Origin of the sequence: Thermus scotoductus DSM 8553 (assembly GCF_000381045.1) — a bacterium.
Taxonomy (GTDB): domain Bacteria; phylum Deinococcota; class Deinococci; order Deinococcales; family Thermaceae; genus Thermus; species Thermus scotoductus.
Map to the genome: position 1 here is coordinate 12,590 of NZ_KB905729.1, position 12,075 is coordinate 24,664.

Annotated in this window: 15 protein-coding genes; 14 read left to right on the plus strand and 1 reads right to left on the minus strand. The window is 61.6% G+C overall.

The window, feature by feature from the left end:
* Nucleotides 1-66 precede the first annotated feature (66 nt).
* From F604_RS11690 to F604_RS11695, 9 genes are all read left to right on the plus strand, one after another.
* Complete coding sequence (locus F604_RS11690; protein ID WP_169336149.1) at nt 67-537, plus strand: helix-turn-helix domain-containing protein; 471 nt, start codon at nt 67-69, stop codon at nt 535-537.
* Nucleotides 530-2,128: a hypothetical protein gene (locus tag F604_RS0100090; protein ID WP_155984125.1), complete on the plus strand. Its 1,599-nt coding sequence runs from the start codon at nt 530-532 to the stop codon at nt 2,126-2,128. Before F604_RS11690 ends, F604_RS0100090 begins: the two co-directional genes overlap by 8 nt.
* A gap of 50 nt (nt 2,129-2,178) precedes the next feature.
* Nucleotides 2,179-2,538, plus strand: a complete 360-nt coding sequence (locus tag F604_RS0100095) for a hypothetical protein (RefSeq protein ID WP_019549882.1) — start codon at nt 2,179-2,181, stop codon at nt 2,536-2,538.
* Nucleotides 2,539-2,632: 94 nt separating this feature from the next.
* On the plus strand, nt 2,633-3,007 hold the full coding sequence (locus F604_RS0100100) for a thioredoxin fold domain-containing protein (RefSeq protein ID WP_126170302.1): 375 nt from the start codon (nt 2,633-2,635) through the stop codon (nt 3,005-3,007).
* Nucleotides 2,988-3,518, plus strand: coding sequence for a hypothetical protein (locus F604_RS0100105; RefSeq protein ID WP_019549884.1), 531 nt, complete (start codon nt 2,988-2,990; stop codon nt 3,516-3,518). The genes F604_RS0100100 and F604_RS0100105 overlap by 20 nt, the downstream gene beginning before the upstream one ends.
* A 333-nt stretch (nt 3,519-3,851) precedes the next feature.
* A complete protein-coding gene (locus F604_RS0100115) occupies nt 3,852-4,361 on the plus strand; it encodes a hypothetical protein (protein WP_019549886.1) in 510 nt (169 codons plus the stop codon).
* Complete coding sequence (locus F604_RS13065; RefSeq protein WP_155984126.1) at nt 4,318-4,851, plus strand: hypothetical protein; 534 nt, start codon at nt 4,318-4,320, stop codon at nt 4,849-4,851. The genes F604_RS0100115 and F604_RS13065 overlap by 44 nt, the downstream gene beginning before the upstream one ends.
* On the plus strand, nt 4,844-5,542 hold the full coding sequence (locus F604_RS0100125; protein ID WP_019549888.1) for a site-2 protease family protein: 699 nt from the start codon (nt 4,844-4,846) through the stop codon (nt 5,540-5,542). Before F604_RS13065 ends, F604_RS0100125 begins: the two co-directional genes overlap by 8 nt.
* 84 nt (nt 5,543-5,626) lie before the next feature.
* Nucleotides 5,627-6,355: a hypothetical protein gene (locus F604_RS11695; RefSeq protein ID WP_126170297.1), complete on the plus strand. Its 729-nt coding sequence runs from the start codon at nt 5,627-5,629 to the stop codon at nt 6,353-6,355.
* Between the two features lie 51 nt (nt 6,356-6,406).
* On the opposite strand, the gene F604_RS0100135 is transcribed toward F604_RS11695, so the two are convergent.
* Nucleotides 6,407-6,664 (minus strand): hypothetical protein, encoded by a 258-nt coding sequence (locus F604_RS0100135; RefSeq protein WP_019549890.1) that lies wholly within the window; start codon nt 6,662-6,664, stop codon nt 6,407-6,409.
* A 195-nt stretch (nt 6,665-6,859) separates the two neighbouring features.
* Here F604_RS0100135 and F604_RS0100140 point away from each other — a divergent pair, with 195 nt between their 5' ends.
* The 5 genes from F604_RS0100140 to F604_RS0100160 all read left to right on the plus strand — a co-directional run bounded on the left by F604_RS0100140 (nt 6,860) and on the right by F604_RS0100160 (nt 12,001).
* Nucleotides 6,860-7,105, plus strand: coding sequence for a hypothetical protein (locus F604_RS0100140; RefSeq protein WP_019549891.1), 246 nt, complete (start codon nt 6,860-6,862; stop codon nt 7,103-7,105).
* A gap of 98 nt (nt 7,106-7,203) precedes the next feature.
* Nucleotides 7,204-7,899, plus strand: coding sequence for a TrbG/VirB9 family P-type conjugative transfer protein (locus F604_RS0100145; RefSeq protein ID WP_019549892.1), 696 nt, complete (start codon nt 7,204-7,206; stop codon nt 7,897-7,899).
* Nucleotides 7,899-9,050, plus strand: a complete 1,152-nt coding sequence (locus F604_RS0100150) for an S-layer homology domain-containing protein (RefSeq protein WP_019549893.1) — start codon at nt 7,899-7,901, stop codon at nt 9,048-9,050. Before F604_RS0100145 ends, F604_RS0100150 begins: the two co-directional genes overlap by 1 nt.
* 2 nt (nt 9,051-9,052) lie before the next feature.
* A complete protein-coding gene (locus tag F604_RS12805; RefSeq protein WP_019549894.1) occupies nt 9,053-10,738 on the plus strand; it encodes a COG1470 family protein in 1,686 nt (561 codons plus the stop codon).
* A 36-nt stretch (nt 10,739-10,774) separates the two neighbouring features.
* Nucleotides 10,775-12,001 (plus strand): hypothetical protein, encoded by a 1,227-nt coding sequence (locus F604_RS0100160; protein WP_019549895.1) that lies wholly within the window; start codon nt 10,775-10,777, stop codon nt 11,999-12,001.
* Nucleotides 12,002-12,075 lie beyond the last annotated feature (74 nt).

The window sequence follows — 12,075 nt, forward strand, 5'->3', positions numbered from 1 at the left end:
GCCAACTGTCAACATCTTTCCCTTCAGGTCATGATGACTGGTAGGGACTTGACAAACTGGAATGACATGATTACTGTGAGGGGCATGGTAGGGGAGCGGTTGTGGCGTTTACGGGAGCGGCTGGGCATCAGCCGTGGGGATTTAGCGAGGGCGGTTGGGTTGGACGAAACCACGGTCTGGCGGTTGGAGCGTGGGGAGAGGAGGGGGTCCATTGAGGTGGTGGTGCGTTTAGCGAGGTTTTTAGCGGAAGCTCTTGGGGAGGATTTCAAGGAGGTTCTGGCCTATCTGTTGGGTGAGCCGTCCAGGGTGGAGGGATGGAGGGAGCCCGTGGGGCCTGTTCGTTATCTGACGGTGAAGGAGGCCGCCAGGTTTCTGGGTATCCCCATTTGGCAGGTGAAGCAGGCGGTGCGGTCCGGTTTGATGCGGTCCCGGTCCCGGCCAGGGCCACGGGGGGCCATCATGATTTCCATTCAGGAGGTGGAGCGGTACGCCCGGGAGGTTTTGGACAGGGACGAGCACGAGGTGGTTTATGGGTAAGACTCGTGTGGAGAAGGCCCTGGATATTCTTCAGCAGGAGATTGTTCTTTGGCGGGCGGAGGGTACCGGGGAGGTTTTTGCGGATTTGCCCGGGATGCGGTTTTATCCCGTGGGGGACCCCAGGTTTTACCAGTGGGGGTTGAGGCTGGTTTGGGAGCGTTCGGGGGATGGCACGGTTCTCCGCCGGGATGAGTGGCAGACGGTGGTGGACAATCTGAGGGCACGGGTTTCTGACACGGCGTTCCCGGTTTTTGTGCGGGTAGGGGGTGTGCCCGGGGCCGTCTTCTGGGACCTTGGGGAAGGCTTGCCGGTGGTGCGCATCACCGGGAACGGGTGGGATTTGGTGGATAAGCCTGAGGCACTCCCCGTGCGCTTCAGGCGTTCGGCGTACATGCACCCTCTGCCTGTGCCCGATTCGGATGCGAAGCCGGAGGACGTTTTTCTCATACGGGAGCTTCTGAACCTTTCGGGAGAAGAAGAGGAGAAAGTCAAGGAGTCCCTGCTTCTCCTGGTGGGTTGGCTCCTGGGGACGCTCAATCCGTTTGGGTCCTATCCCGTGCTCCTACTTAAAGGGGAAAAGGGGTCGGGGAAAACCACGGCGGCCAGGATTCTCAAGGGGCTGGTTGACCCCCACCAGGTTCTCTCCATGGCCCCCTCCAGGGATATGAAGGACCTCATGGTGGCTGCCTACTGGTCGCACCTGGTGGTTATGGACAATGTTTCGGTGTTTTCCCAGGAGTTTGCCGATGCGCTGTGCCGCATGGCAACAGGGGAGGCCCTTTATCTCCGAAAGCTTTACACCGACTATTCGGAGGAGGTTGTGGTCTACCGCCGTCCCCTGGTCATAACCTCCGTGGTGGACCCCATGACCCAACCTGACCTCATTGACCGGGCTCTTTCCGTGGAACTCTACCGGGTGCCCGATACAGACCGCAAACCGGAGGAGGACCTTTATGCCCGCCTGACCGAGTTGCGCCCCAGGATTATGGGGGCCTTGGCCCACCTGGTTTCCCATGCCCTGAAGGAAACAACGGAACCCCAGTTTCTCCCCAGAATGGCGGATTTCGCCAGGTTTGTCTGGCGGGGGTTGAAGGCCCTGAACCTGGGGGATGCTTTCCTGAGCGCTTACGAGAAATCCCGGGGCATGATGGAACTCAGCGCGGTCTTTGACGATGTTGCCATGTCGGTTCTGGTGGCGTACATCCAGGAAAAGGGGTCTTTCAGCGGCACTGCCCAGGAACTCTTGACGGAACTGGAGGGCTTCGCCGGGTATACCAGGCAGAAACCCCGGGGGTGGCCGGGTTCCCCCGTAGCCCTTGGACACCGTTTGGCCCGGTTCAAGGCCTCCATGGCCGCTCTTGGAATAACGGTGAACTACCACCGCACCCGGGACGGAAACATCTGGACCCTCGGTTTGGGTCACGGGCAAAGCCCGTACCTTGAAGGGTTTGACCGGACTGATTCCCATTCAAATCCGCAAGCAGGGGGGGTTGCTTTGCCCTACGGGCAAACACATTTGCGTGAGCAAGATGATGAGGCGGTTATCCTTCTCCCAAGGGAGAAGGGGCAGTTAAGGGCGGGGTTGGTGTGAACCATGTGTTTTACTGCAGGAGTTGAACATGCTACTGTAAAGTCAGGAGTATGCTCAAGAGGCATGAGGCGGAAAAGCTTTCCCGATACCTGGGTTTGTTGGGTGCCCGGGGGGTGAAGGTGGTATCCAGGGGTGGGACCTGGTGGGCCGAGCAAGATGCGGGCTATGCCCTTGACCTGGGGGGTGTTTTGGGGGAGGTGGACCGGTTTTACCGGGTTCCCCTGGTGGAGCTTTTGATGCTGGCCGGGGGTTCGTTGGAGCCCGAGGCTTTGCGGTTGCTGAGCTATGCGGGCAGGCACCGGGGTTGGAGCGGTATGGTGGAGGCGGCCAAAGCGATAGGCATTTTGCGGAAGTACAGCCTCTTGGAAAGGGAGGTGGCTAAGGTTGTGGAAGGGATTCCCGTGGCCTAGGGTCTTGGTGGCGGGAGGTCTTATCCTTGCCCTGGGTTTCCTTTGGGCCTGGACTGGGGTACCCAGGGAACCTGTAGTTCTCACCCCGTGGCTTATGGCGGAGGCGTGGCCCAGGCGGGGGGAGCCCTATGTTCTGGTCTTTACGGACCCCCTGTGTCCCTTTTGCCAGCGGTTGGAAGCGGGGTTGGCGGGGGATGATGCCCTGAAGCCCTACGTGCGGTTTGCTCCCGTGTTGGGGCACGAGGGGTCTTATGAAGCGTGGTTGTTTAGGCTTGTGCACGAGGGTTGGAGTGAGGATGAGGCCAGGGTCTGGTTGGAGCGTGGAGCGGAGGAAGCGAGGGCTTCCGGGGTGCGTCTGACCCCCACCACGGTGGTGGTGGATGGGGGTGTGAGCAAGAAGACCCTGGTGGGGTTCACCGCCTATGCCAGGTGGCGGAAGGAGGTGATGGATGCCCTTGCTGGCCGTTGACCCTGGGGTTCACCTGGGTTATGCCCTGATACCCGCCGGGGAGGTGGGGGTTCTGGTTTTGCCGAAGGATGTGGAAGGGGCGGTTAGGGGGATGATGGAAGAGCTTCGTCCCCTGCTCCTTTCCTCCACGGACCTGGTGGTGGAGGGGTGGCAGGTGCGGGGCAGGCGTCCGGGGAGGGACAGTTTGGTTCCCCTGGCCCTCATTGGAGCCCTGGTGGCCCTTGGGGGGAAAACGGTTCCTCCCACCTGGAAGAGGGAGTTTGCTCCAAAGGTGCCTCAGGATTTCAGGGGGGTACCCGGTCTTCGCTTCCCCACTGGGTTGGACCCCACGGACCGTGGCATCTGGCTAAGGCTTTACCTTGACGGCTGGTTGCCTCTGCTGGACAGGGTCAGGGCGCTTCCCAGGAAGCATCGTCCTCATGCTCTGGATGCTCTGGGCCTGGCCCGGTATGCAAGTTTGTTGCAGGGCAAACATGTTGAAGGAGGTTGGGCGGATGCCAGGGCAGTTTGATTACGCTCAGGTTTTCACCGCCGTTGGCCTGGCTTTTCTTCTGGGGATGCTGGTGGGAAGTTTGGTGCGGACACCGGTGCGGGTTTTTCTGGGTCTTGTGGGGGTTGTAATTGGGGTGTACTGGTTCCTCAGCCCAGGGGAAGTGGAGGGGTGGTTGAGGTCCTGGGCTGGGTACTTGGAGCGGCAGGTACCTCTTTGGACCGAGTGGGGTGTCCGGTGGTTGGCGTGGATGCTCAGGAATCCTCAGGAGGCCATTGCCTACATCGGGGGGGTTTTGTTGAGCGCTGGACCCACCTACGCTTTCTGGGCCGGTCTTTTGGGGAGGGTTTTGGTGTGAAGCCGGTGGTGCGGTTGAGCCTTGAGGTGTTGCGTCTTTTGAAGGGTGGGAAGGTTTTTCAGGGCCTGGCCCTTTTGGAGGCCGTGGGGGTGTTGTGGCGGAGGGAGGTGCGGGAGCTTTTACGGCTTGTTGAGGAAGGGAAGACCTGTGATGCGGCGGTGCTTTCGGTGATGATGGTGCGTTCTCCCTGGTTTCACAAGGACCACCGGGTCAGGCCCCTGGGAGGCTGGAAGGAGCTGGACCCTTTGGCGGCGGAGTTGCTTCGCTTAGGGGAGCGGGAGGCTTTGGAGGGTCTGTACCGGTTGAAGCGGGAGGGGACCTGGCCCGAGGCCAGGTGGTTGGAGCTTTTGCATCGCCGATATGGGCATGAGGTTTCCGCTGACGACCTACTTTTTGCTGTGAGGTTCCTGGCTTCTCGCAGGGTTATGGTGGAACGCCTGGGCATAGGTGTGGGAGGTTGGCATGAGGGCCGTTCGCTTGCGGAACAAGCGGGAGTTGGTGGTTAAGATTCTGGAGGTTCTTCGCTCGGACACTTTCCTGGGAAAGGCGCTTATCCTGGGGTACAAGGTGCTTCTCAACCGGGAGTTTGAGCGGTTTGAGGACTTGTTGAAGAAGGGCAGGGTAGGGGAGGCCGGGGTGATGGCCCTGGTTCTGGCCCACAGTCCTTACGCTTACAAGCTCCCCAACCGCAAGGCCCCCCGTGAGGGGTGGCGGGAGCTTGTGCCTGTGGTGGAGGCGGTCATGCTTACGGGGGATGTGGGTGCGGTGGAGGCGGCGGTGCGCCTTCGGGCGGAGGGGGATGAGGCGGAGGTTCTCTTCCTGCTGGAGCTTCTCGCCGCTGAAGCGAGTCCCGGGGATTTGCGGGACGCCGTCTTGCGCCTGGCCCGGCATCTGCCCGAGGACCGGCGGCATAAGGCCAGTGAGCCCGTGGCTCCCTATGTGGGGCCATCCGGCAAGCAGACGGATTCGCGTAAGCAGGAGGTAACTCATGCTTGAGGTGCTGACGCTGGTACTGATGGTCTACCTCATCCTGGGCCTGCACGAACTGGGCCACTTTCTGGCCTTGCGGCGCTATGGAGTCAGGGTGGAGGTTTTCGCCCTGGGCGGGCCTCCCTGGGTGTGGCGAAAGCACTTCAAGGCGGTGGAGTACCGCCTGGGCCTGGTGCCCTTTCTGGGTTTTGTAGCCCCTGACCAGCGGGAGGTGGACCGTCTGTCCCCGGTGAGGCTTACCTGGGTTTTCCTGGCGGGTCCTGCCATGAACTTTCTGGGAGCCCTTGCGGGGGCTGTTCTGCTTTCCCTGTGGATGGGAAGCTGGGGTCCTCTGGTTCGGACTTCGGAGCTTATGTTTTCCCTGCCTTACCTGCTGGTGCAGGGGTTGGTGGACTTCTTCAGGGGCACTGCCCCGGCGGATGCCACCGGGTTTCTGGCTTTCTTCAAGCAGGGGGCATCGGTGGTGGGGAGTATAGAGGGGGTTTTAGGGCTGTGGGTGGCTTTGCACCTGATTGTTGGGTGGTACAACCTTTTGCCCATAGCTCCCCTGGATGGCGGGCAGGTGCTCCTGGCCTGGCTGAAGGGATGGCGGTATGCGGAGGCGGTGAAGCTGGGCTTCACCCTTCTGGGTGTGGGCTTCCTGCTGGCAACCCTGGTGTTTGCCCTGGGGTATGACCTGGGATTTTTAGGGAGGTGAGGCGTGTCTGGGAGCAGGTGGGTTTTGTTCCTGGCTCTTCTGCTGGCTTCCTGTGCGCCCACTGTGGGCGGTTTTTTAGGTGAGGTGGACCTTCTCGGGGTTCTGCCTGGGAGCGGCACGTATCGGGGTCCTGAGCCGCTTCCCCAGGTGGCGGAGAGTTCCCTGGAGCACCCGGACTACCGGGTGAGGGACGAGGCTTTTGCCCTGCTTTCCTCGCAGAAGAGGAGTGCGGATGCTTCCGGGCGTGGGGCCGGACCGGAGTTCATGTATCTCTATGGGGTCTACCATGCGGCTTCCGGGGACTACGGCCAGGCGGCATTCTACTTCAACTCCGGGCTGAGGAGGCTTGCACCCTATGCTTTTGACCGGCAGGGGAGGGACATCTGGCTTTACGGGTACCGGCGGACGGAAGCCTACTTGCAGGTGGAGCCTGTGAAGGCGGTGAGGGATGCCCGTATCCTGATGCGGTTCGCCGCTCCACCGGTCCAGGGGCGGATGCCTCAGAAGCTCCTGGCCCTGGAGCTTCTGGTAAAAGCCCAGGTGAGGACAGGGGATTACGGTGGAGCCCTGGACACCGCCCAGGAGTACTTCAAGGCCTGGGAGGAACTCAAGGGGATGTTGCCCTATGTCCAGGGGTTCTACTCCTTCTACCGGGTGGTCCTGGAAAGGGCCAAAGCCCTGGAGGGCCTTGGACGCCTTGACGAAGCCCGTAGCGTCTACCGGGCCATCCTGAACTCTCCTCCCAAAGTCCCGGTAGAAAGCACTGTCCTCAAGGAAGCCGAGAACCGGCTGAAGGCCCTGGGACTGGAATAGCCAAAACCGAAAACCCACCCCTGGGGTCAGGGGTGGGCTGGGCTTCTGAGGTCAGAAGCCGAGCAGTCTGGCCACCAAGGCCATTGCGAGCCAAAAGCCCGCAATGGCCCAGAAAATGGTTCCCCAAAACTTGATAAAGTTCAAGATGCGGGAACCCTCCTGACCTTTCCTCTTGACCTCAACCACCTCTACGGGTATCACCCGTAGAGGTCCCCTCTTGACAAGGGGTTCTTCCCTTGCCACCTCTACCACCTCTACCACTTCCCTCCTTAAAGCAGGGAGGTCCTCATGCCACTTCCTCTTCCTCATCTTCCCCTCCTTTCGGATCGTTCACATCTTACTACTTCAGTAGCGGTTGGTCAACTTTCGCCTACCGTGTATAATCTATGGCGGATGGGCTCTCTGCTTAGGCGATGGATGTGGGTTTTGGTGTGTTTAGCCCCGATGCTTATCCCTTTGGGGTCAGCGGCGGGGTCTTTTGGGTTTGAGCGGCGGGGGGTTCGTGTGTACCAGGTGGATTTGGTGCCTTATGCCACCACGGTGCTTCGTTTTGGCGAGGGGGTGAGGTATGTAGCCACAGGGTGGCCTTATGTGCAGGTTCAGGTTCTGGAAGGAGCCCTTGTTCTCCTACGCCCCCTGGTGAAGGAGGGAGAAGGGGAGCTTTGGGTGATGCTTCAGGATGGGAGGGAGTATCGGCTGAGGTTGGTGGTGAGAGAGGGCGTAATCGCCAGAACTTACCGCTTTTTCTAGCCAGGAGGTAGCAGGTGAAGCTGTCGGCGTTTCACAAGGTGCTTGCAATCGGCATTCTCGGTACGGCTTTAGGCGCTTGGGCACAGTTGGGGCCTTATGTGGAGCGGGTCTACGATGTCCGGGATTTGATGGTGCGTCCCGGCATTGTGGTTTTGACCCCGGGGTTCCTGACGGTGGTGGATGTGGACGAGCAGGTGGAGCAGGCGGTTTCTGCCCGTTCGGACCTGTTTGAGCTTCGGGTCTTTGGCAACAGCATTTACCTGAGGCCCACGAAGCGGGCGGGAACCACCGATTTGGTGGTGACGGCTGGGGGAAGGGTGTTTCTGCTCCGCCTGGTGATAGACGAGAAGAACTTCACCACTTACCGCTACCGCGTCCGGTATCCTCAGCAGACCACGGATTTCCCCACGCCGCTCCCGGAAAGCAAAACGGCTTCCAGGGGAGATGCGTCTGTTAAGGGGGATGTCCCCTTCAATCCCCTTCAGGGGGAGTTTACCCTTACCAGGGCGGGGGGAGGGTTGCTTTTGGAGTACCGGGTGCTGAACGTGGGGCGGGATCCGGTGGTGCTGGACCCTGCCCGGCTTTCCCTCAAGGGGAAGGATGGGCCTTTTTCCTTCCGGCTTCTTTGGCGGGAAGGAGCGGCGGTACCGGGTAGGCTTCTGCCCAACGAAACGGAGCGGGGGGCGTTCCTGATTGAGCGGGGAACGCCGCCGGTGGAGCTTACTTGGACGGCCACGGTGGTGGGCAGTGGGCGGCAGGTAGTGTTGAGCCAGCGGTGGGGTGAGGTGAAGTGATGAGGCGTTGGGTAGCCCTTCTGGCCCTGGTTTCTTTAGGGATGGCGCAGGGGTGGTCTGAGGAGGCCGCCAAGCAGTTGGCGCAGGAGGGCATCCTTTACGGGTATCCCGATGGGTCTTTGCGGTTGGACATGAACACAACCCGTGGGGAAGTGGCGGCCCTGTTGTGGCGGCTTATCCTCCAGTACCGGCTCAAGGAGTTGCGGGAGCTTACCCAGGAGGATGTGGAGAAGCTGAAGGAGCTTGTCCAGGCGGTGGAGCTTTGGCGCAAGGAGGCCCTGGCTTCCCAGGAGGCGGTAGGGGGTTTAGCGGACAGCCTCAAGGACCTTCAGGCCAAGCTGGCTTCTCTGGAGGCGGAGCTTTCCGCCCTGGCCGGTAAGGGTGTGGAAGGTTCTCAGGAGGCTCTGCGCCAGCTTCAGGAAGTTTCTGCCCGCCTTTCCGACCTGGAAGGTCTGGTTTACAAATCCCTCAAGGACTACCGGGAGGAGTTGAACACCCTTGGTGAAGCCTTGCGGAATGTGGATGCCAGGCTGAGGGATTTCGGTGAGGCCCTGAAGACGGCAAGGGAAGAGGACCGCCGGGTTTTGGAGGAAAAGTGGGCCGGTGTTAATGCCAGCCTTACCCAGTTGAGCGGGAAGCTGGCTTCCGTGGAAGCCCTTGGGGCCAAAGTAGGGGAGTTGGAGCGGAAGGTTTCCCTTTTCACGGACAGGTTGGACTCCGTGGAAGCCCAGGTGCGGGCGCTCAGGGAGGACCTCAGCCGTCTTAGGGGGGAGGTTCCCAAGGTGCGCTATCCGAAGGCCTTTGGCCTGGGGGTGTACCTCACGGGGTTGGACTCAGGGTTCGCCATAGTGGAGTACACCTTGCGTTCGGGGCTTTCTTTGAGGATATTGGGGGCTCTGGGAAATCCCGGGCCGTATGTTTCCGCCGGGGTAGGATACCGGTTTGAGGGCGAGGGCGTGGGGTACCGTCTGGGCCTGGGTGTGGGCCGGGGATTTTACGGTCCCGGCTTCAACTATGGTGAAGGTTCTTTTGGCCTTAAGGCGGATTTGATTGGCGGGTTGTCGCTGGCGGTAGAGGGGGTGCAGTCGTACCCCTTCGGGAGCGGGCCTATTGTGTCCCGTTTTGGTTTGGGGGTGGTGTACCAGTGGTAAGGATGCTGTCCCTTCTGCTTCTCCTGCTCCTGGGGGCCTGTACCAGCGTGCAGGGGTCTTTGACGGGGAAGCTGTCCGTTCAGGTAGATGGGCTTCCATCGGGAGTGGAAGCCCGGGTGGTGGTCCAGCCTTTGGGGAAGGCGGTTTCCGCCTCACAGGTCCTTGAGGTGCCCGAAGGCACCTATGAGGTGGTGGCGGAGGCCGTGGAAGGCCCCTCTGGGGAGCGGTATGTCCCCACGGTGGAAGGGAGCCCTGCCAGGGTGGAGTACGGGAAGGTGGTGCAGGTGAGGGTCAGCTACCAGGTGGACCGGGACACCCTTCCTGCCACTCTCATCCTGGTGATAGAGGGGTTGCCCGAGGGAGCGGAGGGAAGCCTTCGGGTTTCCGGTGAGGGTGTCAACCAGGTGGTGAAGTCCACAGGGCGTCTGACCCTACGCCCCGGGGTGTACACCTTGCGGGCCGATGCGGTTTCCTACGCCGGGGAAAGGTACATCCCTTCCCCAGCTTCCGACTATGTGGTCCTGGCCCCGGGAAGCACGGTTTCCAAAACCTTCACCTATGCCAGGGAAGTCCGCACCGGGGAGCTACTCATCACCATCCAGGGCCTGCCCACGGGCACCCAGGCCCGGGTGCGGGTGCGGGACGGAAACGGGACCGGCGTGGCCTCCCTCACGGAAAGCCGCCTCCTTACCCTGCCCGCAGGCACCTACTTTGTGGAGGCCGACCCCGTGGGCACCTATGTACCTCAGGTTTCCGGCTCCCCGGCCAATGTCCAGGCGGGAGGCCGGGCCGAGGTGCAGGTGGCCTACCAGAATCGCCCGGCATCCCTCAGCCTGACCCTGGAACCCACCAGCCTCACCATCCCCAGGGGAGCCACCGGTACCCTTCGGGCGACCCTGACTCCTCAGAACTTCCAGGGCCAGGTGAACTTCAGCCTGCAAGGAGCACCCAGCGGGGTTAGCGTAAGCCCCAGCACCGTGCAGGTGAGCGGCACCACCCAGGCAACCCTCATCCTGAGTGTGGGCACCGGCGTGGCCCCGGGCACCTACCCCATCACCCTCACCGCCCAGGGACAGGGCGTCAGCGCCAGCGCCGGTTTCTCCCTGGTGATACCCCAGCCGGACTTCACCTTCTCCCTCTCCCCCCAAAGCGTGAGCGTATCCCAGGGGCAGAGCGCCACCCTCATCGCTTCGGTAAGCCCCCAGAACGGCTTCAGCGGGCAGATTAGCTTCTCCTTGGTCAACCCGCCTGCTGGGTTCAGCCTTTCCGGGGGACCCGTGAGCCCGAACGGCCCCACGGATGTGCCCCTGGTCCTGAGCGTGGGGATCGGCGTGGCCCCGGGCACCTACAGCCTGGTGGTGAAGGCCGAGGGGGGTGGCGTGAGCCGCACGCAGACCCTGAGCGTGCAGGTATCTCCCAGCACGGGCCAGCTTGCCCTGTCCATCCTCTTCCAGGGTGCCCCCGCAGGCACCGAGGGGTATGTGGTGGTGTCCGGCCCCGGTGGGGACCAGATAATCACCCGGAGCCAGGTCCTCACCCTTGCTCCCGGCACCTACACCATCACGGCTTACTCGGTGGTGGTGGGCGGAACACAGTACAACCCTGAGCCTCCTGGGGGAACCGTTCAGGTGCTGGCAGGGCAGACGGCATCCTTCACTATCACCTATAAGCCACCTACTGGGCCATAAGTCTACGATAGTTGTATAATGGCTCCCGAGGTGAGTATGCGTTTCCTAGCCTTGGGAGCCGTTTTCCTATCCCTGGCCCTGGCCCAGACCTGCCAGGTGCAGATGACGCCTCCCGACTACAAGGAGCTTCCCGTGTACATGCCCCAGATTTCCCTCCAGGTGTTCCCCAACGCCCTGACCCAGAGGGGGAGCTTCACCGTGAGCGCCAGCACCACCAACCCTTCCGCCACCGCCTGGGTGCGGGTGCGCTGGAACGGGGGCCAACTGGCCCTGAAGGACGTAAACTGGGGCACCCCGGGGTACAGCCCGCCCCTTCAAGGGCCGAACAGGAGCCAGTGGGTGCAGGGGTGTCCCTCGGTGAGCACCAGCACCCGTGAACTGGACGACCGGGACAACGGGAAGCACACCTTCTACGCCGAGGCCCTGGTGTACTGGCGGGAGCAGTGGGCAACCTTCAAGTGCACCACCCAGCAGTGGAATGGGAGCAACTGGCAAACGGTTACCTACAACCAGAACTACCAGGTTTACCCCAGCTACACGGCTCCCTCCTACTGCCAGGAGGTTCCCAACACCCGGTACTGGCAGGTGCGGAGCCAGGTGGTGAGCACCAGCCAGACCGCCTACGCCTACATCTCATGGGAGCAGAGGGCGGGTACCAGCTATGACGCCGTCTTAGCAGACCTTGCCAACCGCATCGTGGAGGACCACAAGCGGGCCACCGCCAGCATGGTGGCCTACGCCTACGCCAAGGAGATCAACGACCCGGTGAAAAGCGCCCTCGCTAAGGTGGCCCAGGGGTACTTCTACGACTGCAACTGGCTGGGCATCTGCCAGAGGGCAGACCCCGCCGGGGAAATCAAAATCCTCACCGATGTGCCCAGCATCCTCACAGGCCTCCTCTACACCGGAAGGCTTTGCGGAGGCTTCATCACCTTCTGCTTTGGGGCTCAGAACAGCCGAGGGGCGGACATCGGTCCCAAGGTGGAAATCAAGACCTTCCTCATGGTCAAGGGCTGGAGGCACGACTACCTCCTCCTGGACCGGCTCATCCCCCGCAAGTACTACGACCCCTCGGACCGGGAGTACCCCGGGGTTCCCGAGGAGGAAAGGAACCAGGTCCTCCAGTCCTGCCGCCTCTACAAGGACACCCAGGAGGGCAGGCGGTGCCTGGCCCTGGTGGAAACCCCCACGGGCATCGTGCCCACCCTGAAGGCCCTCCTGATGATTGACCCCATGTTCCAAAGAGGGAGGCAGTACCCATGAGGCTTTCCCTTCTTTCCTTCGCCTTCGGTTTGGCCCTGGTACCCCTGGCCCCTGTGATAGGGCTTTCCCTGATG